24 protein-coding genes are annotated in these 26698 nt (G+C 54.1%); 13 read left to right on the top strand and 11 right to left on the bottom strand.

Annotated features, from left to right (window positions below; all coding sequences use genetic code 11):
• Positions 1 to 59 precede the first annotated feature (59 nt).
• Positions 60 to 1136: an endolytic transglycosylase MltG gene (mltG, locus tag PK28_RS06130; RefSeq protein WP_082016984.1), complete on the bottom strand. Its 1077-nt coding sequence runs from the start codon at positions 1134 to 1136 to the stop codon at positions 60 to 62.
• A 284-nt stretch (positions 1137 to 1420) separates the two neighbouring features.
• Here mltG and PK28_RS06125 point away from each other — a divergent pair, with 284 nt between their 5' ends.
• On the top strand, positions 1421 to 2050 hold the full coding sequence (locus PK28_RS06125) for an L-threonylcarbamoyladenylate synthase (RefSeq protein WP_044512455.1): 630 nt from the start codon (positions 1421 to 1423) through the stop codon (positions 2048 to 2050).
• Between the two features lie 112 nt (positions 2051 to 2162).
• On the opposite strand, the gene PK28_RS06120 is transcribed toward PK28_RS06125, so the two are convergent.
• Both PK28_RS06120 and PK28_RS06115 read right to left on the bottom strand, forming a co-directional pair.
• Positions 2163 to 3071 carry a lysophospholipid acyltransferase family protein gene (locus PK28_RS06120; protein WP_044512453.1) on the bottom strand — a complete coding sequence of 303 codons (909 nt, stop codon included), beginning with the start codon at positions 3069 to 3071 and terminating at the stop codon, positions 2163 to 2165.
• A complete protein-coding gene (locus PK28_RS06115; RefSeq protein WP_044512450.1) occupies positions 3068 to 3940 on the bottom strand; it encodes a hypothetical protein in 873 nt (290 codons plus the stop codon). The genes PK28_RS06120 and PK28_RS06115 overlap by 4 nt, the downstream gene beginning before the upstream one ends.
• Before the next feature lie 107 nt (positions 3941 to 4047).
• On the opposite strand from PK28_RS06115, the gene PK28_RS06110 reads away from it, so the two are divergent.
• Positions 4048 to 4668, top strand: coding sequence for a WbqC family protein (locus PK28_RS06110; protein WP_044512447.1), 621 nt, complete (start codon positions 4048 to 4050; stop codon positions 4666 to 4668).
• A 131-nt stretch (positions 4669 to 4799) separates the two neighbouring features.
• Positions 4800 to 7403 (top strand): ATP-dependent Clp protease ATP-binding subunit, encoded by a 2604-nt coding sequence (locus PK28_RS06105; protein ID WP_044516404.1) that lies wholly within the window; start codon positions 4800 to 4802, stop codon positions 7401 to 7403.
• Between the two features lie 102 nt (positions 7404 to 7505).
• Here the strand turns inward: PK28_RS06105 and PK28_RS06100 are convergent, their stop codons facing one another.
• Together PK28_RS06100 and PK28_RS06095 are read right to left on the bottom strand one after the other, a co-directional pair.
• Complete coding sequence (locus tag PK28_RS06100) at positions 7506 to 8039, bottom strand: DUF4256 domain-containing protein (protein ID WP_044512445.1); 534 nt, start codon at positions 8037 to 8039, stop codon at positions 7506 to 7508.
• A gap of 39 nt (positions 8040 to 8078) precedes the next feature.
• Entirely contained in the window at positions 8079 to 8630 is a 552-nt protein-coding gene (locus tag PK28_RS06095; protein WP_044512442.1) for a hypothetical protein, read from the bottom strand.
• A gap of 295 nt (positions 8631 to 8925) precedes the next feature.
• Here PK28_RS06095 and PK28_RS06090 point away from each other — a divergent pair, with 295 nt between their 5' ends.
• The 4 genes from PK28_RS06090 (at position 8926) to PK28_RS06075 (ending at position 12848) form a co-directional block, all read left to right on the top strand.
• Positions 8926 to 10491, top strand: a complete 1566-nt coding sequence (locus PK28_RS06090; RefSeq protein ID WP_044512441.1) for an acyl-CoA carboxylase subunit beta — start codon at positions 8926 to 8928, stop codon at positions 10489 to 10491.
• A gap of 16 nt (positions 10492 to 10507) precedes the next feature.
• Positions 10508 to 10822: a DUF3784 domain-containing protein gene (locus PK28_RS06085; RefSeq protein ID WP_044512438.1), complete on the top strand. Its 315-nt coding sequence runs from the start codon at positions 10508 to 10510 to the stop codon at positions 10820 to 10822.
• Between the two features lie 14 nt (positions 10823 to 10836).
• The gene (locus PK28_RS06080) at positions 10837 to 11907 is read left to right on the top strand and encodes a M42 family metallopeptidase (RefSeq protein WP_044512436.1); all 1071 of its coding nucleotides are present in this window, start codon (positions 10837 to 10839) and stop codon (positions 11905 to 11907) included.
• Between the two features lie 140 nt (positions 11908 to 12047).
• Complete coding sequence (locus tag PK28_RS06075) at positions 12048 to 12848, top strand: ABC transporter substrate-binding protein (protein WP_065814130.1); 801 nt, start codon at positions 12048 to 12050, stop codon at positions 12846 to 12848.
• Positions 12849 to 12868: 20 nt separating this feature from the next.
• On the opposite strand, the gene PK28_RS06070 is transcribed toward PK28_RS06075, so the two are convergent.
• The 4 genes from PK28_RS06070 to PK28_RS06060 are packed head-to-tail and all read right to left on the bottom strand — an operon-like array spanning position 12869 to position 16805.
• Complete coding sequence (locus tag PK28_RS06070) at positions 12869 to 14113, bottom strand: 3-phosphoshikimate 1-carboxyvinyltransferase (protein ID WP_231576226.1); 1245 nt, start codon at positions 14111 to 14113, stop codon at positions 12869 to 12871.
• Positions 14110 to 15153, bottom strand: a complete 1044-nt coding sequence (aroB, locus tag PK28_RS06065) for a 3-dehydroquinate synthase (protein ID WP_044512430.1) — start codon at positions 15151 to 15153, stop codon at positions 14110 to 14112. The genes PK28_RS06070 and aroB overlap by 4 nt, the downstream gene beginning before the upstream one ends.
• Before the next feature lie 50 nt (positions 15154 to 15203).
• Positions 15204 to 15659, bottom strand: a complete 456-nt coding sequence (locus tag PK28_RS20360) for a hypothetical protein (RefSeq protein ID WP_156126263.1) — start codon at positions 15657 to 15659, stop codon at positions 15204 to 15206.
• 48 nt (positions 15660 to 15707) lie between these two features.
• Positions 15708 to 16805 carry a chorismate mutase gene (locus PK28_RS06060; protein ID WP_044512427.1) on the bottom strand — a complete coding sequence of 366 codons (1098 nt, stop codon included), beginning with the start codon at positions 16803 to 16805 and terminating at the stop codon, positions 15708 to 15710.
• Positions 16806 to 16971: 166 nt separating this feature from the next.
• Between PK28_RS06060 and PK28_RS06055 the strand changes: the two genes are divergently transcribed.
• The 6 genes from PK28_RS06055 to lysS all read left to right on the top strand — a co-directional run bounded on the left by PK28_RS06055 (position 16972) and on the right by lysS (position 25031).
• Entirely contained in the window at positions 16972 to 18165 is a 1194-nt protein-coding gene (locus PK28_RS06055) for a proline dehydrogenase family protein (RefSeq protein WP_044516399.1), read from the top strand.
• A 111-nt stretch (positions 18166 to 18276) separates the two neighbouring features.
• Positions 18277 to 18645, top strand: a complete 369-nt coding sequence (locus PK28_RS06050) for a hypothetical protein (protein ID WP_044512425.1) — start codon at positions 18277 to 18279, stop codon at positions 18643 to 18645.
• A 477-nt stretch (positions 18646 to 19122) separates the two neighbouring features.
• On the top strand, positions 19123 to 19626 hold the full coding sequence (locus PK28_RS06045; RefSeq protein ID WP_044516396.1) for a hypothetical protein: 504 nt from the start codon (positions 19123 to 19125) through the stop codon (positions 19624 to 19626).
• Positions 19627 to 19878: 252 nt separating this feature from the next.
• Positions 19879 to 21993: a carboxy terminal-processing peptidase gene (locus tag PK28_RS06040; protein WP_044512423.1), complete on the top strand. Its 2115-nt coding sequence runs from the start codon at positions 19879 to 19881 to the stop codon at positions 21991 to 21993.
• 229 nt (positions 21994 to 22222) lie between these two features.
• Complete coding sequence (locus PK28_RS06035; RefSeq protein WP_044512419.1) at positions 22223 to 23263, top strand: hypothetical protein; 1041 nt, start codon at positions 22223 to 22225, stop codon at positions 23261 to 23263.
• A 208-nt stretch (positions 23264 to 23471) separates the two neighbouring features.
• Positions 23472 to 25031 (top strand): lysine--tRNA ligase, encoded by a 1560-nt coding sequence (gene lysS, locus PK28_RS06030; protein WP_044512417.1) that lies wholly within the window; start codon positions 23472 to 23474, stop codon positions 25029 to 25031.
• 553 nt (positions 25032 to 25584) lie between these two features.
• Here the strand turns inward: lysS and PK28_RS18900 are convergent.
• Positions 25585 to 25947, bottom strand: coding sequence for a YtxH domain-containing protein (locus tag PK28_RS18900; RefSeq protein WP_156126262.1), 363 nt, complete (start codon positions 25945 to 25947; stop codon positions 25585 to 25587).
• A 161-nt stretch (positions 25948 to 26108) separates the two neighbouring features.
• The gene (locus PK28_RS21220; protein WP_071885048.1) at positions 26109 to 26576 is read right to left on the bottom strand and encodes a YtxH domain-containing protein; all 468 of its coding nucleotides are present in this window, start codon (positions 26574 to 26576) and stop codon (positions 26109 to 26111) included.
• Positions 26577 to 26698 lie beyond the last annotated feature (122 nt).

The raw sequence follows: 26698 nt of genomic DNA, 5'->3' as shown, positions 1-26698 counted from the left end.
GTTGCCAGTTATGACCACCAGAACACTGGCAACTATCAACTGGAAACCGGCAACTGAAATTACTTCATAATGCCGGCCCGGCTGAGGGCGGCCTGATAGCGGCGGGCATTTACCAGGTGCTCCTGCTCATTACGGGCAAAGGCATGGTAGCCACTGAAATCATCCTTGGCGCAGAAATACAGGTAGTCGTGGCTTTCGGGGTTCAGCACGGCATCAATACTGGCAATGCTGGGCAGGTTGATGGGGCCGGGCGGCAGGCCCGCGTACTTATACGTGTTGTAGGGCGAGTCTTTGAGCAGGTGTACGTTCAGCACGCGCTTAATGGTGAAATCCTGGTTGGCATACACCACGGTAGGGTCGGCCTGCAGCTTCATGCCGCGCTTGAGACGGTTGAGGTATACGCCGGCCACGCGGGGGCGCTCATCGGCATGCTGCTGCTGCTCGGCCTCCACAATGCTGGCCAGCGTGCTTACCTGGGTGCGCGTCAGGCCCAGGGCTTTGCGCTTGGCGTCGCGGGCGGGTGTCCAGAACTTCTCGTACTCTTTTTTCATGCGTTGCATGAGGTTATCTGGCGAGGAGTTCCAGTACAGCTCGTAGGTATTCGGGATGAACATCGTCAGGATGCTCGTGGTATCGAAACCCAGGCTTTTGGTGTAGCTGGGGCTGCTCAGCAGCGAATCGAACTGACCGGGGCGCGAGTCGATGGCGGTGCTGAGCTTGCGGGCCAGGTCCTCGCGCAGGCGGATGTTCTGAAACGTGAGCTTGAGTGGCGACTGACGGCCGGCGCGCAGGTCAGAAATCAGCTGGCGGTTGGTATAGCCATCCTTCAGCTCGTAGCGGCCGGGCTTCACCAGCTTGTCATACTTCATGAGGCGGGCCACAAAGTGCAGGCTGAGCTTGTCCACAATCACGCCGGTGGCATCAATGGAGTCCAGCACGGCTTTGGCCGTTTCGCCGCGGCGCACCAGCACGTAGGTAGGCCGGCCTTTGGTTTCCACGTTGGCCGTGAAGAAAACCTGGTAGAAATAATAGGAAAACGTGACAAACAGCAGCCCCAAAACGGCCGCGATGGCGGCAAAACGGTTGCGGCGCTTAATAGCGCGGGCTTTGTAGTCGATACGGGGTGTGGTGGCCATGCGAAGGCAGGACGATAAGGAGAGGTACAAAAGAAAACCAATGCCGGGCAGCTATCGGCCCGGGAAGTTATGGCTCCGACCCACAAAAGTAAGCTTCTGCGCCGCATCTTCCGCCGCTGCGTCCCGTACTTGCCCGTGCCCGACAGATTTAGCGGGCCGGATGCAACCTGCAGGCCCAAAAAACCGAACTAGAGAAAGTTCTTTGCCTTGTGCCGTACCTTGCCCCGGCTGCCGCCCCTAGTCCGGAGGCCTTATTTCTTATTTCACCCTAGCTCCTGCCGCCTATGTCTGCCACGCTGCTTCGCATTCACCCCGATAATCCTCCGCAAAACCGCATTCAGCAGGCGGTGGACGTGCTGCGCAACGGCGGCGTAATCATTTACCCCACCGATACCATTTATGGCCTGGGCTGCGACATCACCAACGCCAAAGCAGTGGAAAAGCTCTGCCGCATTAAAGGCGTGAAGCCCGACAAAGCCAACCTCTCCTTTATCTGCTCCGACCTTTCCCACATCACCGACTACGCCAACGGCATTACCACCCCCGTTTACAAAGTCCTGAAAAAAGCACTGCCCGGCCCGTTCACGTTCATCTTTGAGGCCAGCGCCAAAGCGCCCAAGTATGGGGGCGTAAAGCGCAAAACCGTAGGTATCCGCGTGCCCGACCATCATATCTGCCTGGCACTGGTGCGGGAGTTGGGCAACCCCATTGTGAGCACCTCTATCCGGGATGAAGACGAAATCCTGGAATACAGCACCGACCCCGACCTTATCTTCGAGAAATACCGTCCCTTGGTAGATATGGTGATTGATGGCGGCTTCGGCAACAACATTGCCAGCACCGTGGTAGACTGCACCGATGAAGATTTCAACGTCATCCGCCAGGGTGCCGGGGATATTGAACAGTATCTGTAAGGTGGTGAGATAGTGAAATGGGGAGATGGTGAGTTTGACGTTCTGATTGCGCAAGTCGCGCCAATTAAACATCAAACTCACCACCTCCCCATTTCACTATCTCACCATTGGCCTACTCTCCTACCGGACGCTTGTGCTTCCAGCGGCGGTGCGACCATAGGTAATCGGCCGGTGAGGCGCGAATATCCTTCTCCATGGCCCGCGCGAAGGCTTCCGTAATTTGATGTTGCTCCGGATCCAGCGGCGTATTGCCGTCAAAAAGCTCAGTTAGGACAGCTTCATAGTAGCCGCGCCGTAGCCGCCGGATGCTCACGTACACCACTGGCAACTGAAACTGCCCCACCAGGCGGTCGGCGCCGGTGTAGAAACCAGTTTCCTGATTGAGCAGCTGCGTCCAATAGCGGTTTTTGGGGTTGCTGGGGCTTTGGTCGCTCAGCATGCACAGCAGCTGCTGCCGGTCCTGGCTGGCGGCCATATAGCGAATGGTTTCGCGCATGGTTACCAGTTCAGCCCCGGTGCGGGTGCGCAGCTTATACATAAAGTCGTCAAAAAACGGGCTATTCAGCGGCTGGTATACCCCTACTGCCGGGGCATTGATCTGCAGCGCGCCCGAGGTCAGAATCCACTCCCAGTTGCCTTCGTGCGAGCCCAGGGCCAGCATAGAACGCCCCTGGGCCAGCTTATCCGTAATGATGTGCTTGTTAGGAAATGATACCCGCCGGGCCAGCTGGGCCGGCGTAGCCTCCCGCAGCCACAGTATTTCCACTATCAGCTGCGCGAAGTGCCGGTAAAACTGCTTGGCCAGCTTTTTATGTTCGGCCGCCGTTTTTTCGGGAAAGGAATTACGCAGATTTTCCAGCACCACGCGCTGGCGGTAGCGCAGGACGTAGGCCATCAGGAAATAAAGCACTTCGGCCAGCCCGTACAGCAGGGTGAGTGGCAAAGAGGCTAAACCCCGTAAAAACCAGTCGAGCGGACGATAATACCACGGGTACGTGGGTTGGGCAACAGGTGAACTCATGGATTAATAACAGCCCCGGCGGGGGCGTACGTGTCGGGGTCGCGCAGCACCCGCGTGGTTTTGCTATCCAGCAGCTTGCTTTTGGCGCCGCGAACTTCCACAATTAAATCGTATTCCCCGGCCGGCAGCTTAGCAATATCCATGGTAGCCACCAGCAAATGGGGGGCTCCGGCCACGGGTTTAGCTGTGCCCGCCAGCGTAGCCGCATCTTTGGTGCCGCCCACGGGGCGCAGGCGGTATTTGGTAGTGAGGGTTTGCTCCTGGGGCGCATTGTAGAGCTCAGCGTACAGATAAAGTTTATCGGCCCCGCGGCCGTAGAGGCAAGCGGGCGTGCGCACCAACATGTAGCCGCCCCGGTTAAAGTTGGTTTGCGCCGCCGAGCGGGAAGCCGGCTTACTGAGTACTTCCACGCTACTCAGACGCAGGCCTGGTTTATCAAACTCCAGCGTAATGGGCGCCTCCACAATGCGGTTTCCCCCGGCCCGGTACTGATCTGTTACCTGGGCGCGCACGGTATACACGCCGTCGGGCAGCATAATGCGCTTCTGAAAGCTCATGGGGTTTTTCAGGGCCTGGGAGGTATCATTCAGCACCGGAGGCCGCAGTTTCACCACTTCGCTATACACTATTTTGCCATCCTTGGCCAGCACTTCCAGGGTAAGGGAGGCGGCCGCCTGAAAAATACGGGGGGCCCGGCGCTTGTACGCCAGGGAGTTGCCATCTACCGTGGCCAGCATATCCAGCACTCCGCCCTGGCGGCCCCGGTCATTGTTGCGAAAAGCGGCAACGTCCAGCGTGAGCTTAGGAGCTCCGGCCAGGGCCGCAACGCTCAGAAAAACACCCAGAAAGGCGAACAGAAGTCTTTTCATGACAGGTTGACGGGCTAAAGGTACGGCAAATGGATAGTACAGACCGGGGCAGCAACGTGTAACTTGGGCGCGGCGGGCCAGTTGTCTGCCTGCCCTAAGCTAGCATCATGCCTGTTTTATTTGAATCTCAATATAACCCGCCGGCGGCATTTTTTGCTGAGTTGTTAGGCCAGGATGCTCTCTGGCTGGAGCCCCACGAGCACTACCGCAAACAGACCTTCCGCAACCGCTGCCTTATTCTCACCGCGCAGGGTGTAAAACCCCTAACGGTACCGGTTATCGATGGTAACCGCAGCGAGAAAGTACGCATTACGGAGCTGGAAATCGATTATCGGCAGAACTGGGTGCACCAACACTGGCGCACCTTGCAAACCGCATACGGGGGTAGCCCGTATTTCGAATATTACGCCGACTATCTGCACGACATTTACGTACAGAAACCGGCGCTGCTTTTCGATCTGAATTTCTCGCTGCTCTCCTTCTTTCTGCGCTGTTTGCGGCTGCGAATTCCTGTGGAATTCACCACCGAGTATCATGCTTCCTACCCTCCCGAGGCCCTGCGCGACCGGCGCGACTGGCTGTCACCCAAAGATCCAATTACTCCGGAACCTGACAGGACGTCGGTACGCCCGTATGCCCAAACCTTTGGCGTACAATTTGTACCCAACCTAAGCATCCTGGACCTGTTGTTTATGCAAGGGCCAGCTGCCGGCAGTTTTCTCGTGTAGGGCCTTTGCCGCTTCTCTATTTCCGAACCTTCGTCCGTACCCGCCTGTTTTCAGGTACTCACGGCCTTCCCTGCCCTAAAACGTGCTATTTGCGCTTGCAGGGTTCCGTATTTCTTCACTACCTTATCTGCATGGAAGCTAAATTCTCAAATCGAGTCAAGGAGGTCATCTCCCTGAGCCGGGAAGAAGCCATCCGGCTCGGTCACGACTATATCGGTACCGAACACCTCTTGCTGGGCATGATTCGCGAGGGCGAAGGCACGGCCATTGGACTGCTCAAGAAACTGGGCGTTTCCGTGGACGAGCTTAAGTATGCTTTAGAGCAAGCAACCCGCAATACTGCTACGCAGGGCACCAGCATCACCGGCTCTATTCCGCTGACGAAACAGACGGAAAAAGTACTTAAGATTACGTACCTGGAAGCCAAGATCTTTAAGAGCGAAATCATTGGCACGGAGCACCTGCTGCTCTCGATTCTGCGCGATGAAGACAACATCTCTTCTCAGATTCTGGCTAAGTTCAACGTTAACTACGAAGCAGTGCGCGACTCCTTAGACTACCACGGCAACACGCCGGGTCCCTCGGCCGGTCCTTCCGACACCGACGACGACGATAACGACAAACTGTTTGGCAGCTCTTCCAAATCCGGCAGCAGTTCTACGGCCAAGAAACCGGGCGAAAAGTCGCGCACACCCGTGCTTGATAACTTCGGCCGCGACCTGACCAAGCTGGCTGAGGACGACAAGCTAGACCCCATTGTAGGCCGTGAAAAAGAAATTGAGCGCGTAGCTCAGATTCTCTCGCGCCGCAAAAAGAACAACCCCATTCTCATTGGTGAGCCCGGGGTAGGTAAAACGGCTATTGCTGAAGGTCTGGCCCTGCGCATTGTGCAGAAGAAAGTTTCCCGCGTGCTGTTCAACAAACGCGTGGTTACGCTGGATCTGGCCTCTTTGGTGGCCGGCACCAAGTACCGCGGTCAGTTTGAGGAGCGCATGAAGGCCGTGATGAACGAGCTGGAGAAGTCTCCGGACGTTATCCTGTTCATTGACGAGCTGCACACTATTGTGGGTGCCGGCGGCGCTTCCGGCTCGCTGGATGCTTCCAACATGTTCAAACCAGCCCTGGCCCGCGGCGAGATTCAATGCATTGGCGCCACTACCCTGGATGAGTACCGGCAGTACATCGAGAAAGATGGTGCCTTGGCCCGTCGTTTCCAGATGGTGATGGTGGACCCCACCACGCCCGAGGAGACTATCGAAATCCTGCACAACATCAAGGACAAGTACCAGGACCACCACCACGTAGTGTACACCGACAAGGCTATTGAAGCCTGCGTAAAGCTGTCGGACCGCTACATGAGCGACCGGTTCCTGCCAGACAAGGCCATTGATATCCTGGACGAGGCCGGTGCCCGCGTGCACATTAACAACATTGTGGTGCCCGAGGATATTCTCAAGCTCGAAGAGAGCATTGAGAACATCAAGACGGAGAAAAACCGCGTGGTGAAGTCGCAGAAATACGAGGAAGCCGCGCAGCTCCGGGACAAGGAGAAAAAGCTTCTGGAGCAGTTGGAACAGGCTAAAAAGAACTGGGAAGACGAGACCAAGAAGAAGCGCTACACCGTGAAAGAGGAAAACGTGGCGGAAGTAATTGCCATGATGACCGGCATTCCGGTGAGCCGCGTGGCCCAGAACGAAAGCCAGAAGCTGCTCAACATGGGTGAGGAGCTGCAGGGCAAAGTAATTGGGCAGGAAAAGGCCATCAAGCAATTGGTGAAGGCCATCCAGCGTACCCGCGTAGGCCTGAAAGACCCGAAAAAGCCTATCGGCTCGTTCGTGTTCCTTGGCCCCACCGGTGTAGGTAAAACGGAGCTGGCCAAAGTACTGGCTACGTACCTCTTCGACAAGGAAGATTCGCTGGTGCGGATTGATATGTCGGAGTACATGGAGAAATTCAGCGTATCGCGCCTGGTGGGCGCGCCTCCCGGCTACGTGGGGTATGAAGAGGGCGGTCAGCTGACGGAGAAAATCCGCCGCAAGCCGTACTCCGTTATCCTGCTGGACGAAATTGAAAAGGCGCACCCTGACGTTTATAACCTGCTCCTGCAGGTGCTGGACGATGGTATCCTGACCGATGGCCTGGGCCGTAAGGTGGACTTCCGTAATACCATCATCATCATGACCTCCAACATCGGAGCCCGCGACCTGGCGGACTTCGGTGCCGGCATCGGCTTCGGCACGAAGGCCCGCAACGAGAACATGGATGAGTTGACGAAGAGCACCATCACCAACGCTCTGCGCAAAACCTTCTCGCCGGAGTTCCTCAACCGTCTGGATGATGTAATTGTCTTCAATTCCCTGGAGAAGAAAGACATCCACAAAATCATCGACATTTCGTTGGCCAAGCTGCTCTCGCGGGTGCAGGCACTGGGCTACCGCGTAGAACTGACGGAAGCCGCCAAGGACTTCGTGGCCGAGAAAGGCTACGACCCCAAATTTGGCGCTCGTCCGCTTAACCGGGCTATTCAGAAGTACATTGAAGACCCGATTGCGGAGGAAATCCTGAAGGCACAGATTGCCCAGGGCGACGTTATCACGGCCGACTTCACGGAAGGCGCCGAGGAACTGACGTTTGCCGTAAGCAAGAGCGGGGAAACCCCCAAACTCGCCAGCGACGAGCGGCCGGAGGAAACTACGGAACCGAGCGACGACGAGCCGAAAGACTCGAAGAAGTAAGTTGAGTAAGAATTGAAAATCATAAAAAAAGGCCAGCCCCATCCGGGAGCTGGCCTTTTTTATGACTTACCGCTAGCTGCGACAAAGATGGCAGGAGGTCCGTTACACTTTGAGCATTCCCCGAAACCCTCTGGCAGCATAGTAAGCGGCCGCGCCGTTGTGATAGATGAAAACCTGTCCGTAGCGGTATTCTGCGAAAAGGGCCCCGCCCAGCTTACGGATGTCAGCAGGCGCTTTTATCCAGCTGGAGGTTTTTGTATCCACCTTACCGTTTTGCTGTAGCTGCCGGTATTGTTCTTCAGTTAACAGCTCAACGCCCATAGCTGCCGCCATATCCAGCGCACTATTGGCGGGCTTGTTCTCTTTTCGGGAATTCAGCGCTTCCCGGTCGTAGCACAGGCTGCGGCGGCCTGCAGGAGTTTCGGCAGCGCAATCAAAGAAAATATATTTGTCGGTTTCGGCATCATAGCCTACCACATCCGGCTCGCCGCCGGTTCTTTCCATTTCTTGCAGTGACCAGAGTTTTTCGGGGTTAGCTTCCAGTTTGGATTGGATAGTAGACCATTGGAGGCCTTTGTGCCGGTTTTGGTTTTTCTCAAACCGTGCTTTCAAGATATTAAGCAATTTTTCTTTCATAATTATTGACTACTAACTTTTACTCTGCATCATATAAGCTTAATCATTTTTTACACCTACTCCAAAATCTCTGACACTTATTTCTACTATATCGTAATAAGAATTTTGCTTTACAGCTCTTATTATTTCCCAAGAATATATCCCACTCAAAACCTTGTCGCAATTATCTACATAATCCTTAATTTTCTTTTTATCCCAATGATCAATTAATGGAATCAAATCATCAAACTGATACCAAGGCATTTGCTGGGCTTTAATTTCAATAACAGGTTTTGATTCTACTATTTTATCACGTCTCCATTTTTTATTATCTACATAACTGATTTTTACTTTATTATTCCAAACATAGCCATAACCAGTCCTTGACTGAATATCGACTCCTCTGATAATATACAGCGTGTCAGAATGATTAAAATCAATTTTTAAACTATCTTCAACCTTATCGAAAAATGTTGCAATTTCAATAATAAATTCCTTGCCTCCCTTTATTTGATTATTCTTTCCCAGCTGATAAATAATTGATTGAGCAAAAGATATTTTTAAAACAAATGAAAATCCAATAACAAACACTATTTTTAATACACTATTCATTGTTACTGTTTTTTTTTAAATTTACCACTAATACTTATTCTACTGGAATACACATCCCATAATACACATCCCATAACACTCTTGCCATACTGGTTATGATTGTTGGAATCATGAGGCCTCGGTCAGAGTAATCAACGAAAGTAACTGAGTTGCTGCTCTACAACTAGCCAGTTTCCAAATATGAGCATACTGCTGCACAGTATAAAGGCCACCCAGATTCCGATGCGGCTTTTCTATACTCGTGCGTTACCTTTGGCCTTCTTACCTAAGTAGCTACCCTGACTTTCCCCACCCAATGTCTGACCCACACGCTGAAGCCCAACTGAGTAAAATCGAAATTCTGGCCCGCAAAAATGCTGAAGCCCTACTCGGCGGCGGTCAGGCAAGAATTGAGGCCCAACATAAAAAAGGCAAGCTCACGGCCCGCGAACGGGTAGACCTGCTGATGGACGAAGGCTCCTTCGAGGAAATCGGCAAGTTTGTAATGCACCGCTCTAAGGACTTTGGGCTGGATAAGGAATACTACCTGGGCGACGGAGTAGTAACGGGCTATGGCACCGTAAACGGTCGTTTGGTGTACGTTTTCTCTCAGGATTTCACGGTTTTCGGTGGCTCGCTGAGCGAAACCCACGCCGAAAAAATTGTGAAGATTATGGACCTGGCCATGAAAAACGGCGCCCCCGTTATTGGCCTGAACGACTCCGGTGGCGCCCGCATTCAGGAAGGCGTGGTGAGTTTGGGCGGCTACGCTGATATCTTCTACAAGAATACCCTGGCCTCGGGCGTGGTGCCGCAGCTATCCGCCATTATGGGCCCGTGCGCGGGCGGCGCGGTGTACTCCCCTGCCATTACGGACTTCATTCTGATGGTGGAAGACACGAGCTACATGTTCGTGACGGGCCCTAACGTGGTGAAGACCGTAACCCACGAAAACGTAACCAGCGAAGAGTTGGGCGGCGCCAGCACCCACTCCGCCAAAAGCGGTGTAACCCACTTTTCCTGCGCTAATGAGGTAGCCTGCATCAACCACCTCAAAGCCCTGCTGAGCTACATGCCGCAGAACTGCGAGGAAACGGCCCCAGCCCTCCCCTATGAGGCCGCCGACGAGGCGCGTCCGGTGCTGGACACCATCATTCCCGAAAACCCCAACCAGCCCTACGATATCCGGGAAGTAATTGAGGGCATCATTGATGCGAATTCCTTCCTGGAAGTACACCAGAATTTTGCCGAGAACATTGTAGTGGGTTTTGCCCGCCTGGGTGGCCGCAGCATTGGAATTGTAGGCAATCAGCCCTCCGTACTGGCGGGCGTGCTGGACATAAATGCCTCTACCAAAGCCGCCCGCTTCGTGCGGTTCTGCGACTCGTTCAACATTCCGCTGCTGGTGCTGGAAGATGTGCCCGGTTTCCTGCCCGGCACCGACCAAGAGTGGCGCGGCATCATCACCAACGGGGCCAAACTGCTCTATGCCTTCTGCGAGGCCACTGTACCGCGCATCACCGTCATTACCCGCAAAGCCTACGGCGGAGCTTACGATGTGATGAACTCCAAGCACATTGGCGCCGATATGAACTACGCCTGGCCCACCGCTGAAATTGCCGTAATGGGTGCCAAGGGTGCCGCGGAAATTATCTTTAAGCGGGAAATTGCCCAGGCCGAAGACCCAGAAGCCAAGCTGCAGGAAAAGGTGGATGAGTACCAGCAGAAGTTTGCCACGCCATACCGTGCGGCGCACCGGGGCTTTGTGGATGAGGTAATTCTGCCTTCCCAGACGCGGCAGAAGCTGATCCGGGCCTTCAAAATGTTGGAGAACAAAGTGGATACGTTACCCCGTAAGAAGCACGGCAACATTCCGCTGTAACCCTCTGGAAGCTATTATGAAAGAACTTGCAACCGTAGCTGGCCCAGGCATTTTCGGGTTGTTAGGGCTTTTTTTTCTCTACACTGGCTATCTGATCCGCTTCAGGCAAAAACTGAATTTACTGGCTGGATACGATGCCACACGAGTACGGGATACCAAAGAATTAAGTCACTGGGCAGGTAATCATGTGCTGCGAATTGGGGCATTATTCCTAATCGGGGCAATCAGCTTTACCATTAATCCATCCACTTTTCCTATCCTTTTGGTATTTGTTGGTACTATTCTGATTACGATCAGTATGGTGCGCGGATCTTCCAAATTTTACCGCTAAGTCAAGTCTAGTTTATGCGTCCAGAAAGCTTCGATTTTCTCCAGAAATACTTAAACAACGCCTCCCCTACCGGCTTCGAAAAAGAAGGCCAGAAGCTGTGGCTGGAGTATATAAAACCGTATATCGACGAGTATTTCGTGGATACCTACGGCACGGTGGTAGGCGTTATCAACCCCAAAGCCAAGTACAAAGTTGTGATTGAAGCCCACGCGGACGAAATCAGCTACTTCGTCAATTTCATTACCGAATCGGGCTTTCTGTACCTGCGCCGCAATGGCGGCTCCGATCCGCTGGTAGCGCCCAGCAAACGGGTGAATATTCACACCGCCAAAGGCATTGTGAAGGCCGTGTTTGGCTGGCCGGCCATTCATGTGCGCAAGGTGGAGCAGGACAAAGCGCCTACCATTGAAACCGTGTATCTGGACTGTGGCGCTTCCAGCAAGGAAGAGGTGGAAGCCATGGGCATTCACGTAGGTTCGGTTGTCACTTTCGAAGACGAGTTCATGGTGCTGAACGAGAAGTTCTACGTGGGCCGCGCGCTGGATAACCGTATTGGCGGCTTCATGATTGCCGAAGTGGCGCGCATGCTGAAGGAGAATAAGAACGAGCTACCCTACGGCCTCTACATTGTGAATGCCGTGCAGGAGGAAATTGGCTTGCGCGGCGCCGAAATGATTGCCCACCGCATTCAGCCGGACGTAGCCATCATTACCGACGTGACCCACGACACCCAGTCGCCGATGTACGAGAAAAAGACCTCCGGCGACCTGTTCTGCGGCAAAGGCCCGGTGATTACCTACGGCCCGGCCGTGCAGAACAACCTGCGCGACCTCATCATTGAAACCGCCCAGAAATCAGAAATTCCCTTCCAGCGCGCCGCCGCCACCCGCGCCACCGGCACCGACACGGACGCCTTTGCCTACTCCAGCGCCGGCGTAGCCTCCGCCCTGATTTCCCTGCCGCTAAAGTACATGCACACCACCGTGGAAACCGTGCATAAAGACGACGTGGAGAACGTAACGAAGCTCATCTACGAGTCGCTACTGCGCATCGAAGACGGCCACGATTTCCGGTATTTCAAATAACTAACCCTTCCAAGCACAGCAGAACGTCATGCTGAGCGTAGCCGAAGCATCTCGCTAGTGTGGTGAATAGTTTGATTACTATCCCAACATCAGCCCGCGAGATGTCTCGGCTTCGCTCGACATGACGTTCTGTTTTCTATATGCTGCCACCTACTCCCTCCTTACCCCTTACCGTAACCGACCAGATGAACCGGCGGGTGACGGTGCCGTTTCCGCCCCGGCGCATTGTGTCGTTGGTGCCTTCCCAGACGGAGCTTTTATTTGATCTGGGTTTGGGCGAGCAAGTGGTGGGCGTTACCAAATTCTGCGTGCATCCCGCGCAGGCCCGCAAGCAGGCTACTATCATTGGGGGAACAAAAGACTTCCATTTCGACCGAATTGCCGAGCTCAAACCCGATTTGATTATTGGCAATAAGGAAGAAAATTTTCAGGAGGGCATTGAGCAGCTGGCGGCCCGGTACCCGGTCTGGATGAGCGACATTAGCACGCTGGAAGAGGCGCTGGACATGATACGCCGCGTGGGGCTAATTACCGGCCGCAAAGAGCGCGCTGAGGCCCTTGCCCAACAAATTCAAACCTCCTTCACCAACCTGGCCTGCCAGCCGCAGGGATTGGTTCCGGCAGTATACTTCATCTGGCGCAAGCCTTATATGGTGGCCGCCGGCGGAACTTACATTAATGAGATGCTGCAGGCGGCTGGCTTTCAGAATGTATTCGGTCACCTCTCGCGTTATCCCGAAATCAACTCGGAACAGCTGGCAGCGGCCAATCCGCAGCAGATTCTGCTGTCGTCAGAGCCTTATCCTTTCGGCGAAAAGCACCTGGCTGAGTTTCAGGCCATCTGTCCGGCGGCGCAGGTACGCATTGTAGACGGCGAACTATTCAGCTGGTACGGCAGCCGGTTATTGAAATCGGCTGACTATTTCCGCCAACTGCGTTAGCCTGTCCCTCCCGTTGCGGATTATAACTCCGGATACACTTCAAACCTGGCCTTTTCCAGCTCCTTCCAGAACTGCGGGTACGATTTACGCACTACCTGCGGCGCTTCAATGGTAAGCGCCCCCCGCAGAGCTAAAGGCGCAAATGCCATGGCCATGCGGTGGTCGTGGTAGGTTGCAATGGTTTGACCCTGCACGTGGAAGTTGGCGGCCGTTACGCGGAAGCGGCCTTCGCCCAGGTCCGTAAGCGCACCCCCAAATTTGGCCAGCTCCGCTTGCAGGGCCGCAATCCGGTCGGTTTCCTTGATGCGCAGGCTTTCCAGCCCCGTCATATCCACCGGAATTTCCAGGGCAGCGGCTACTACAGCCACGGTTTGGGCCAGGTCAGGGCAATGGGTGAAGTCCTGCGCTACGGCCGGGCCGGGCGCTATCTGCGTCAGGCGCACACCATTTTCTACATATTCCGTGGCTACGCCCAGCTGCTCCATAATGGCTACAATGGCCTGGTCGCCCTGCAGGGAATACCGGCGCAGGCCCGGCAGCGTGATTTCAGAGCCGGCCGGTCCCAGCGCTATCATTGCGTACCAGTAGCTGGCCGCCGACCAGTCACTTTCTACGGTGTAGTCGGCGGGTTGATAGGGCTGCGGCTGCACTTCCAGCACGCTGCCCAAGTCGCGGGCGCGGGCCCCGAAATGCTGCATCAAAGCCTGCGTCATGCGAATATAGGGCCGGGAGCCCACCGTGCCGGTAAGGCGGATGCGCAGGCCAGCCGGTAGCATAGGCGCAATCATCAGCAGTGCCGATATATACTGGCTGCTGATGTCGCCGCGCACCATGAGCTCGGGCATCTCTTCGGTAGCCGCCGGGGCCCAGCCTTCCAGGCGCAGCGGCGGGTAGCCGGGCTGCTCCTCGTAGCTGATACGGGCGCCTAACTGGCGCAGGGCATCTACCAGCACCTCAATAGGTCGCTGGCGCATGCGCGCCGTACCGGTAAGAAGTACCCGGCGGTTGGTTACGGCCAGATAGGCCGTCAGGAAGCGCATCACAGTGCCTGCATCTTCCGCATCCACCACCTCCGCATCAGGCACCGACAAGAGCCGTTGCATGAGCTGAGTGTCGTTGGCGTCTGACAAATTGGCCAGGTTTCCGCCGCCAGCCAAAGCCTGCAGAATTAGCACCCGGTTGCTTTCGCTTTTAGAGGCCGGAAGCTGCGCAGTGCCGCGGAGCGGGCCGCCATTCCAGCGCAGAGAGAGAGAAGGAGAACTCACAGATGATGGTAGTAACGAAGCGAATCGGCCAGCTCCGGCAGGGTTACGGGCTGGTCGTATACGGCCTGGCCTATGCCTTTCAGCAGCGTGCAGTTAATAGCGGCGCCGGAGTTTTTCTTGTCCTGGCGGGCGTAGTCGGCAATGGCATCGGTTTCGAGGGTGACAAACTGCACCTTCTCGAACACGGTGAACAGGAAAGTTTCGATTTTATCCAGCTCTTCGGCACTCAGCAACCCTTTTTGCACCGACAGCCAGCTTTCGCAAATCATACCGGCCGCCACGGCTTCGCCGTGCAGAATTTCGCGGCCCGGCTGCGTGAGCAGGTAGCTTTCTAGCGCGTGGCCCACCGTATGGCCAAAGTTGAGCACTTTGCGCAGGCCGGTTTCCAGCGGGTCCTGGGCTACAATGTTACGTTTGATATCTACTGAATGCTGAATGAGCGGCGTCCAGTCTTCCACAAACATGCCTTCCTGGCGGTGGCGGTCAAAAGCCCGCGCATCGGCAATCAGCCAGTGCTTCACCATTTCCGCATACCCCGATTTTAGTTGTCGGGGGTCCAGGGTGGTGAGGAATGGTGGGTGGATGAATACGCCGGTGGGCTCCTGAAAAACGCCTAGCTGGTTTTTGAAGCCCAGATAGTCGATGCCGGTTTTGCCGCCCACGCTGGCATCTACCTGCGCCAGCAGCGTGGTGGGCACCTGCACAAACAGAATACCGCGCTTATACAGCGCCGCGCAGAAGCCGCCTAAATCGGTAATTACGCCGCCGCCGAGGTTCACTAGCATCGCAAACCGGTCGGCGCGGTGCTCGGTCAGCTCCGTCCACACCGTTTCGCAGGAGGCCAGTGCTTTATATTCCTCGCCGGCTGGTATTTCCAGCAGCGTATGGCCTTCCGGCAAGTATGGCAGCAGGCGGTCATAGCACAAACGGCTGGTGTTAGCATCCGTCAGCACAAAAACCTGGCTGATGGCCGGCCGGCGCAATACCTCCGCCAGCGCAGGTAAAGCTTCCGAACCAATAATAGGGGCGTTTTGGGTCATGGAGCAAATGATGTAAGAAATCCTTCAAAAGCAATATTTATTTGCTTTATCTATGTTATTACTAAGGTTTTATATTTGATATTTTCTAATTCACTGGCCTTTTCAAGAATAAATTCCTCAGCAATGATATCTATATAGTTGGAATCTGATAGAAATAAAAAATGATGATAGATTCGCTTATCCCATGATTTCCAATCCTCGTAATCACTACTTCTTTTTTCAATCATGGATAACAATAGCTTTGATTTTTTTACTTTAAATAAAGGAGAAGCAGAGTTTACTCTGTATGGAAAAAATTCAGAATGATTTTGTCTTACAAACCATGTTGTTTTAAATTTTAGTTTAGTTAAGAAATTTTCTACTTCAGAATTAACATCACATGTACTAAATAATAACTCTACATTATCGTCATAGGTTGTCATCACCACTCCACTGATAGGATTTCGGGCAATATTCAGAAGTAACGCTTCGGTTTCTGAATATTCTTCTTTTGAAAAAAATCCCACTGCTCTTTTTTACTTAGTTCTGAATATCTTTTTCTTTAAAGTAGACTGCTACTCCGGCCGATTCAGAATTTCCGTTTGCTTGCGGATGCTTTCAATGTGAATCAGCTTGTAGAGCTCCTCCACAAACTTCTCATTCACGCCTACCCGCCCGGCCCATTCGGCGCGGGAGGTGAAAATTTCCTGCCAGCGGTCCAGCTGCAGAATCTTCACGTTATTTTCCTTTTTGTAAGCCGCCAGCTCTTCTACCAAAGACATGCGCCGGGCCAGCGCCTCAATAATTTCGCGGTCGGCTACGTCCATTTTCTGCCGCAGCTCTTCCGCTTTATTGAGGTACTCGGCATTGTCGGAAGAGCGGTAACGGTACTTTAACTCGCTGAGAATTTCGCCCAGGCGCTGCGGCGTCACCTGCTGCTCGGCATCGGAAAGGGCGTGGTCGGGGTCGGGGTGCGTTTCAATCATCAGCCCATCATAATCCAGATCAAGGGCTTTCTGGGCGATGGGCAGCAGCAGGTCGCGGCGGCCGCCAATATGGCTGGGGTCGCAGATGAGCGGAATATGCGGAAAGCGGGTTTTCAGCTCAATGGGCAGAGCCCAAGTGGGGGCATTGCGGTAGCGAGAAGGCGCAAAGGTGCTGAAGCCCCGGTGTATAGCAGCCAGATTGGTGATGCCGGCCCGCTCCAGCCGCTCCAGGGCCCCGGCCCAGAGGGCTACATCGGGGTTCACGGGGTTTTTCACCATCACGGGCACGCCGGTGCCGGCCAAAGCATCGGCCAGCTCCTGCACGGCAAAGGGATTTACCGTGGTGCGGGCTCCAATCCAGAGTACATCAATGCCGTGCGCCAAGGCTTGCTCTACGTGGTGGGGCGTGGCTACTTCTATGGCTACCGGCAAACCTATTTCCTGCTGCACGCGCTGCAGCCATGGCAGGGCGGTTTTGCCCATGCCTTCAAAAGAGCCCGGCCGGGTGCGGGGCTTCCAGATTCCAGCCCGGAACAAATCAATATTGCCCAGGGCCTGCAGGCTGCGGGCCGTGGCCAGCACCTGTTCTTCGGTTTCGGCGCTGCAGGGGCCGGCAATTAGTAAAGGTTGGCCCTTAGCCGTCAGCCGGCGGGTAAAAAAAGTATCAGCGAGGTGAGTTACTTCCATGGAGAGCAATTGAATACAAGCAGCCGGGGCCGTTTGGGCGGTTCGGGCGCCCGGCAGGTAATAGTACCAGACACCGCACTAACTAACACAGCCAAAACGATGTTTACCGGCTATCTTCGCAGCGCGAACGTGCTATCTGTTGGCACCGCTCAAAACTACCACCTGCATGCCCCGCACCCAAGTTCTCCCCGTTTCTTTTGAGGATACCGCCATTGCCTTCGCTTCCAAATCGAATGCGGAGCTGCGGAAAATGTACGGCCTGTTTGCGGCCATGAACAATAATGGCTTGGTGAAGCTGGGCGGCGGTATGATGAAGGCCGCGCTGAAATGGCACCTGCCCGGCACCAAATTCCTCATCAAGAACTCCATTTTCGAGCAGTTCTGCGGGGGCGAGACCATTCAGGAGTGTTTGCCCGTGATTGAAGAGCTGGGCCGCTATAACATCGGCACCATCCTGGACTACTCCGTGGAGGGCGAGGGCAGCGAAAAGAGCTTCGACCACACCCTGGATGAGATTCTGGGCACCATTGATATGGCGCACCGCTCGCGGCACATTCCTTTTTCAGTATTTAAAGTAACCGGCGTGGCCGATGCGGCCCTGCTGGAAAAAATACAGGACAAAAAGCCCCTCACGCCGGCGGAGCAAACCAGCTACGAGCGCGCCCACGCCCGCATTGATGCTATCTGCGCCCAGGCGCACCGCTATGGCGTACGGGTATTTATTGATGCTGAGGAAAGCTGGTTTCAGGAAACCATTGACCAGCTCTCCTATGAGATGATGGCCCGGTATAATAAGGAGTCGGCCATTGTCTGGAACACTTACCAGCTCTACCGCCACGACCGGCTGGCAGCTATCCAGCAGGCCTGCACCGCCGCCGAGAAGGGCAACTATTACCTGGGCGGTAAGCTGGTGCGCGGGGCTTATATGGAAAAGGAAACTAGGGTGGCGGCCCAGCGCGGCAACCCTAACCCCATAAACCCCACCAAAGCCGCTACCGACGAACTGTACAATGAGGCCCTGCGCTTCTGCGTGGAGCACGCCGACCGCATCAGCATTTGCGCGGGTACCCACAACGAAGCCAGCTCCTTGCTGCTCACCCAACTCATGCAGCAGCACAACCTGCAGCCCGGCGACCCACGCATCTGGTTTGCCCAGCTTTATGGCATGAGCGACAACCTAAGCTACAACCTGGCTCACGCAGGCTACAATACGGCCAAGTACGTGCCTTATGGCCCCGTGGAGGCTGTAATGCCTTATTTACTGCGCCGCGCCGATGAAAATACGGCCATTGCCGGCCAGAGCAGCCGGGAGTTTTTGCTCATTCAGAAAGAACTGACCCGCCGCAAAACAGCCCGCTAAGTATGCATGGCTATTTATCAGCCATTTATTAGCAATTTGCCGCTGCCCTGGCACTTATGCCGGGCAGCGGTTTTTTTGTAATTTCCGCAGTCATTACCACCTGCTTCTTCCATGAACGGCCGAGTACGCAAACATTTAATCCGTTTTTCCCGCACCCAAATCGGTACTACCAGCTATATCAACCTGGTGCAGGAAGCTGAGTTGGGCCTGAACCTGGATATATCGCACGAGAAATCTCGCCTGAACGAAATCCTGGCGGAGATTTCTGAGAATGAGTTCCGGGCAGGCCGCCCTATTTTAAGCGCCCTTATTAAAGTAAAAGGCTCCAAAGGCCAGGGCGACCAGTTCTTCAAGCTCTGCGAACGGCTGGGCCTGGGCGAATGGCGCACGCTAAAGCAGGACGAAGAGTTTTTGCCAAAGCTGCGCCAGGAATGCCGTGACTTTTGGCAGAATGATGTGAACTTCAAGGAGTTTGCATAAGATATATAGTCACCAGCTATTATTCTGATTCTAATAGAATTTAGGCATTTTTCCATTCCACCTGTAACCCCTCAGGAAGGTGGGCCGTTAAGCTACCAGAATCCCACCATGAGATTCGCCGGTTTTTTTCAACTGGCACTCTATGTTTTCTTGTACTCTTAACTCCCACATCACATGAATACCAACGAATCAAACAACCCCTCGAACACTGGTACTGGCTCAGGCGCAAACTATGGTAGCGGCACTGCCGGCTCCGGTTATGGCACCACAGGCTCTACTTCGAGTGGCAATATGGGTAACTCAAGCACAGGTTCCGGTGCTTCTGGTGATGATTATAGCGCAACGGCTAAAGGTGCTGCCATGGCAGGTACTCCTGGTGCCGTAGTAGGCCGCGGCGTAGATGCCGTACAAAACGCTGCTGATGAAACAGCCCATGCTGTAACTGGCCAGCCTTATCAGAATACTTCGGGTCCGCGCATGCTGACCTCTACTTTCCGTGACCGTGACAGCGCTGAGCGTGCTTATGGCTCGCTGTCGTCGCGCGGCTATTCTAAAGAAGATGTAAACCTGCTGATGTCGGATGAAACGCGCAAGCGTCACTTCGGCGAGCACACTGCTGATACCGACCTGGGCGACAAAGCTATGGAAGGTGCTGGTGTAGGCTCGGCCATTGGTGGCACGGCTGGTGCTATTATTGGTGCTATTGCTGCCATTGGTACTTCGGTAGCGCTGCCCGGCCTGGGCCTGATCATTGCTGGTCCGGTAGCTGCTGCACTGGCCGGCGCCGGTGCCGGTGGCCTGACGGGCGGCCTGGTAGGTGCTCTGGTAGGCTCGGGTATTCCTGAAGAGCGTGCCGCTGAGTACGAATCAGATATCAAGAATGGCGGCATTGTAATGGGTGTGAAACCCCGTAACGAAGAAGATGCCCGTTATTTCGAGTCAGAATTCCGTCGTCACAACGGTGACCGTATCTATAGCTAAGCCGTTTTGGCCTTAACTACCTGAAAAAGTCCCCCTCCTATCCTGGAGGGGGACTTTTTCTTTTTGGAACTTCCTTAAAAAGGTGCAACCTTCTGCCCGCTGGCGGTGCCCATGGTAAGGCGAAGGGGCACTTATTTTGCCTTGCCGCACGTTATAGCTCAACCAGACACCCCGGCAGACTCGTAGAGTTAGGACCGGCTTTTGCATACGCTTTTGCGTATATTTGTTAACGACCATTTTAGCTTCGGTTTCATGTCATCTCTGCGTTTAAAAGTAGGCTTATATGCCTTTCTGGTGTCCGCCGTTTTTGTGCTGGCATCTTATAAACTGTATCACCGCACTACCAGTCGGGCGCCGCAGAAAGATGAGGTATTGATTAAAGCAATGCTTCAGGGCCTGAGTGCGGCCCACTATCAGCCGGAAAAAATAGACGATGCCTTTTCCAAGCGCGTCTTCGATCTGTATCTGAAGCGCGTGGACTACAATAAGATGTTTCTGCTGCAGTCGGATGTGGCCCAGCTGCGCAAGTTTCAGTCTTCTATAGATGAAGAGGTGCGCGTGGGCAGCCACGAGTTTATGGACCTGACTACCCAGATCATGGATCAGCGGGTGAAGGATGTGCAGGCGCTCTACCGGGATATTCTCTCCAAGCCGTTTGATTTCACCACCGAAGAATCAGTAGAAACTGATTCCGATAAAATGACTTTTGCGGCTGACAAAGCAGCCCAGCGCGAACAGTGGCGCAAATTCCTGAAATACGAGACCATGGTGCGTATTTCGGAGATGATGGATGCCCAGGCCAAGAAGGACCCCAAAGTGGCCACGGCTGAGCCCAACCGCACCCCGGCTGAAATGGAAGCCGAAGCGCGCAAACGGGTGCTGAAAAACTACGACGACAAGTTCAGCGACCTGCTGCAGAACGATGCCAATGACCGGCTGGCGCTGTATGCCAACACCATTGCCAATACCTACGACCCCCACACCGAGTACTTTGCCCCCCGGGACAAAGAATCCTTTGATATAGCCATGACGGGCCGCTTTGAAGGCATTGGGGCTTCCCTGGGTGAGAAAGATGGCCAGATTAAAGTGTCGGAGATTATTCCCGGCAGTGCCTCTTACCGCCAGGGTGACCTGAAAGCCGGCGACGTTATTATGCGAGTGGCCCAGGCTACGGAAGAGCCCGTATCAGTAGAAGGCTGGCGCCTGGATAAGGCTATTTCCCTTATTCGGGGCAAGAAAGGCACGGAGGTTCGCCTCACGGTGAAAAAGCCCGATGGCGCTATCAAAGTCATTCCCATTATCCGGGACGTGGTGGTAATTGAAGAAACCTTCGCGCAGTCGGCAACTATCAATGAGAATGGCAAGAAAATCGGCTACCTGCGTCTGCCTACTTTCTACGCCGACTTTAACGACAACGGTGGCCGCAGCAGCGCTACCGATGTTCGCAAAGAGCTGGAAAAGCTGCAGAAAGAGCACGTAGAAGGCGTAGTACTGGACCTGCGCTACAATGGTGGCGGCTCCCTGCAGGATGCCGTAGAAATGGCCGGCCTCTTTATTGACAGTGGCCCCGTAGTACAGGTGAAAGGCGGCCAGGGTGCCGCTACCGTCCTCAACGACCGTGACCCACGCGTACAGTATTCCGGCCCGCTGGTGATAATGGTAAACAAGTACAGCGCTTCGGCCTCGGAAATTCTGGCCGCTGCTATTCAGGACTACAAGCGCGGCATTATCATGGGCTCGGCCAGCACGTATGGCAAGGGCACGGTGCAACGTATTTTTGATTTGGATGATGTTCTGGGTGATTTCAGCAGCCTGAAGCCTTTTGGCTCCCTGAAGCTGACTACGCAGAAGTTCTACCGCATCAATGGGGGCTCTACCCAGTTTAAAGGCGTGGTGCCGGACATTGTGCTGCCCGATGCTTACAGCTACCTGGATCAGGGCGAGAAAGAAGCCGACTATGCCCTGAAATGGGACGAAATTGGTGCCGCCCGTTACCGTACCTGGAACTCGCCTACCCTGCCCCTGGAAAAAGTGAAAGCGAAAAGCCAGGCGCGCGTAGCTAGTAACCCTTCGTTTAAAATGGTAAATGAAATGGTGCAGCGCATGCGCAAGCGCAAGGATGAAACAATGGTGTCTCTGAAGCTGGCGGCTTTCCGCACCGAGCAGGAGAAGGCCAAAGTGGAATCTAACCGCTATGATGAGATTAAGAAGGCAGCTCCTACCTTGGCCATTGCACCGCTTGCCGCTGATGTGCAGGCCCTGGGTGGCGACACTGTGAAAGTGAACCGCGCCTCGCGCTTCACTAAAAATCTCAAGAAAGACATTGACCTGACGGAAGCGGTAGCGGTTATCAAAGACCAGATCTAACTCTACCGAACACTACTAAAAGCCTCCTGTTCATCCAGAGCAGGAGGCTTTTTTATGTCCTGCTTATTCCTGACAATATTTTTAGCAAATCAACTCTAAAATACCAACCACTAATAGGAATACAAAAGGAGCCATAATCATCTTTTAAACAGCTTTAAACGTCTAAAATAAACCGCTATTAATTTTAGCAAACATGCAACTGTTTTTAGGAAGCAGCTGTTTACTAAGCATGACAACGACAATGGAAAACAACATCATTCCGCTCGTTACGGACGAGCAGAAACAAGCGGAGGAAACGTGGCGCAAATCCATTCCGGCCCAGGTTTTCCTCAACTACTTTTTTGCCATCAACTATCATATCCAGGAGCACGATGATGCTGCTGGCGGCGTGCAGCACTTACCTTATTTCCGGGCCCACCAGGCGGAGCTGACGGAAGAGGATCTGCAGGCAGTAACCAAGATGCTGCATGCTTCTTGGAGTACGGAGTATGCGTTGCGCGCCACGGCGGAGCTGGGTGATGAAGATTACCTGCGCAATGCCCTGCACTGGACCTTCCCGCAGGCCTACCATGCCATTCTCTCCGGTTTGCAGGCTTTCCTGTATACGGCGGGTGTGCGCAGCAACAACCCTTCCCTTATTCGGCGGGAGGTAGGCCGATTGGTAGTGCGTAATGCTTACCCACGGCCGGTTTCCTTCTATGCGGCGGGGGCTTACGGCGACTTTAGTATTCATCGACTGCCGCTGGCGGGCTACAAGCCGGGCCTGCATATTGCCGGCAAGGAGATTGAGGCCCAGGCTCAGATTGGCCAGTTCCTGCGCACCACGCGCAAGATCAAGGCCCAGGCTACTCGCCTACAGATCCAGGCTAATCCTAACACAGCTATTCGGAGCCAGAAAACCGGCAAAGTACTGGACAAGTGGACGGCTTCGCACTGGCAGCAGATTACCTGGCGCCTCGGCTACACCACCATCTTCGATTTGCTGGGCCGCCTGCGCATTTCGCAGACCAGCCGGGAGATTGAGCGCTTCGTGGAGGCTGATATCGACTTTAAGCTCTTCCATCAGTCGCTGCTGAACATTGTGAGCTACCTCAACGGCATCCATGAAAGCTACGTGGCCAAGGCAATGGGGCTGGAGCGTTACGAGCAGCTGGTAGCTGAGCTGCCCAAGCACCTACAGCACAGCTTTGTGCAGGAGCGCTTGCGCAAGCAGGTGGCCCCCGCCATTACCGGCATCAACCCCAACCCACAAATGGGCATGGCTGCTTAATTCCGCCTCTTTTAACACCACTCCATATATCGTAAGCGCCGTCCCTTTGGGGCGGCGTTTTTTTGGTTTTTATGGACTCCGGAAAACAAGCCTACCAGGCCCGCCCGGCTAATTCTGTTTCGACAGCCGGGATTCGGAATATGCGGCTTATTTTTGCAGCTTGATTTTTCGGGGCCCGTGTGGGCCTTGTTTTTAAGCCTCCTCCCCCATGCAGCACCTCAGCGAACAGGAGCAACTGCGCCGCCACAAGCTGGAAGAACTCCACAAGCTCGGTATTGAGCCGTATCCGTCGGAGTTGTTCGATGTGAATTTCTATGCGCAGGAAATCCACGATAATTATCATCCGGAGCTCAACAACTTTCAGGATGTAAGCCTGGCCGGCCGCCTCATGTCAGTGCGCGTAATGGGTAAAGCCTCGTTTGCCGAGCTGATGGATACCACCGGCCGCATTCAGCTTTACATCAACCGCGACGAAATCTGCCCCGGTGAGAATAAGGACCTCTATAACGTAGTCTTCAAGAAGCTCCTTGACCTGGGCGACTTTGTAGGCGTGAAAGGCCACGTGTTTAAAACGCAGGTAGGTGAAACGTCTATCCACGTAACCGGCCTCACGCTGCTGAGCAAAAGCCTGCGGCCTCTGCCGGTAGTGAAGGAAGCCGTGGATGAGCAGGGCAACAAGACCACTTACGATGCCTTCACCGATGCCGAGCAGCGCTACCGTCAGCGGTACGTAGATCTGGTAGTGAACCCCAAGGTGCGCGAAACCTTTGTGAAGCGCACCCAGCTGGTTCAAGCCATGCGCAACTACCTGAACGACAAAGGCTACCTGGAGGTGGAAACTCCAATTCTCCAGCCTTTGTACGGTGGCGCCGCCGCCCGCCCGTTCAAAACGCACCACAACACGCTGGACATGACGCTGTATCTGCGCATTGCCAACGAGCTGTACCTGAAGCGCCTGATTGTAGGCGGTTTTGATGGGGTGTACGAATTCTCCAAAGACTTCCGCAACGAGGGGATGAGCCGGTTCCATAACCCGGAGTTCACCCAGATGGAGCTGTATGTGGCCTACAAAGACTACTACTGGATGATGGATCTGGTGGAAGAAATGGTGGAGCGCGTGGCCATGGCGCTGCACGGCAAAACCGAAGTGCAGGTAGGCGACAACCTCATCAACTTCCAGCGCCCCTGGCAGCGCTATACTATGGCGGAGTCCATTAAGCACTTCACCGGCTTTGATATCGACAGCAAGAGTGAGGAGGAACTGCGCGCCGCCGCCAAAGAGCTGAAAGTTGGACTGGACCCCAGCATGGGCAAGGCCAAAATCATTGACGAAATCTTTGGCGAGCACGTGGAGCCAAAGCTGATTCAGCCCACCTTCATTACCGACTACCCCGTGGAAATGTCGCCGCTGGCCAAGAAGCACCGCAGCAAGGCTGGTTTGGTTGAGCGTTTTGAGGCTATCTGCAACGGCAAGGAAATCTGCAATGCCTTCTCCGAGCTGAACGACCCTATTGACCAGCGCGCCCGCTTTGAGGAGCAGCTGGAGCTGGGCAAGCGCGGCGACACTGAGGCCATGGTGCTGGACGAAGACTTCCTGCGTGCCCTGGAGTACGGCATGCCACCCACGGCGGGCCTGGGTATCGGCATCGACCGCCTGAGCATGATCATGACCAACTCCAACTCCATTCAGGATGTGTTGTTCTTCCCGCAGATGAAGCCGGAGTTCACTAAGTCGGAAAACGCGCCCAAGCCCGAAGCCCAGGCGTAACGGCTTTGGTCTGAAACGGAAAAGCCTCCTGTGTATAGCACAGGAGGCTTTTCTTTTTAATCGACTTGATATGATAACCAGAGCTTTACCAAAAGAATCTTGCGAGGAACAAGTACGAATTTACTAAGAGGCTGTTTTACCAGATCCTAAGAGAAACTCCACTGTCAGCAATTTTGCTTTTCGTAAACGAACTCCGAACCTCTTACAAGTCGGTTATGAGTTCTTTAACGAGACTTTAAAAGAGAGGTTACACTTTGCTGGATTTTTTTTCGAGGCTTTCAAAAAATCGAAAAGCCTCTCACAACAGGTGTGAGAGGCTTTTCTTAACAATCAGCTTACCCTTCCAATTGGGTCGAGGCGAAGAAATGTGCGATGGACAAGTCAGATTTTACTGCTAAAACAAACAAACCACGTTTTACCAGAAAGTCAACCGTCGGCAATTTTACTTCGTTTGATTCTCCAATCTTCTTTCAAGCCGTTGTATTAACCTAAACGCACTCAGCGTCAAAAGTTACCAGCTATTACTACTTTATTTTAAGAATTACCCGGCAGCTTATCCACCTAACCGGGTATCGCCGCTCATCTCATCTGAATCTGCGGCAGCAGTAGGCTTTGTGCCTTGGTCAGCGGCTTTTTTACCCGTTTCGGTACCGGAAGTCATAGAGTCCAACAGGTCATCGGCAGCGGAGCGGGCTTCAGTATGTTCGCCAGCTACGCCGCCCGTTTTCAAATCGTTGAGGCGGCTTACGCCTTCTTTAAGGAGTTTACTCAGGTCCTCGGAAAAGCGGCCGGCTGATTTGCGCAGCGCCGTACGGGTTTCTTCGCCCGTTTCAGGGGCCAGGAGAAGGCCCGTTACAATGCCGGCCGTTGCGCCGGCCAACAAAGAGAGAATTACTTTACCGTTGTCGTTTTTCATAAAGTGTCGAAAGAAAAAAGAGGTAAAAGAACCAGTGGCATTGGCAGGCGTTACCACTGTTGCCAATAACGCGGCGACGGAAAAAGGGTTGACTGAAAAAGAGCCTTTCCCGGTGAAGGGAAAGGCTCTTTTTACCAGAATTCTATAAAAATAGTCACGACCTACAGGTCGTTCAGCATTTTGGTGATTTCGCGCTTGCCTTTGCCCAGCTTCTGCTGCAGGCGGCCTACCAGGTCTTCTTCCTGACCTTCTACGTAGTTCAGGTCCTCGTCGGTGAGCTGAGCGTACTGCTGACGCAGTTTGCCTTTGGCCTCATTCCAGTCGCCTTTCATCTGCAGGCTGCTGCCGGAACCGGTTACGCCCATATCTTCGAGCTTTTCCACATACCCTTTGAACTTGGAGTCCAGCTCCTCGCCATATTTGGAAAGCTGCTCACCAAACTGGCCGCTGTACTTGGACAGCTGCTCGCCAAACTGGCCGCTATATTTCGTGGCAGCCGAGCCCAGCTTTTCGCGGGTAGCTTTGCCTTTGTCGGGCGCCATCAGCATACCGGCAATGATACCAGCACCGGCACCGGCCAGAACAGCGAGGAGAATTTTACCTGAGTTGTCTTCTTCGTGATAGGACATGATAAGGGAGGGAGAAAGTGTGAACGGTTAATGTTAGGGTTGATGCCGGACGGTTAAGCCGTGAAACACGCAGACTTTTCTATCTGAGCGAAAAACATCAATGCCTGCCTATACGCAGGGTA

Source organism: Hymenobacter sp. DG25B (assembly GCF_000801315.1).
In the GTDB taxonomy this organism is placed as follows: Bacteria; Bacteroidota; Bacteroidia; order Cytophagales; family Hymenobacteraceae; genus Hymenobacter.
The sequence above is the reverse complement of the archived record's forward strand: the minus strand, read 5'-3'. Positions and strand labels throughout refer to the sequence as shown.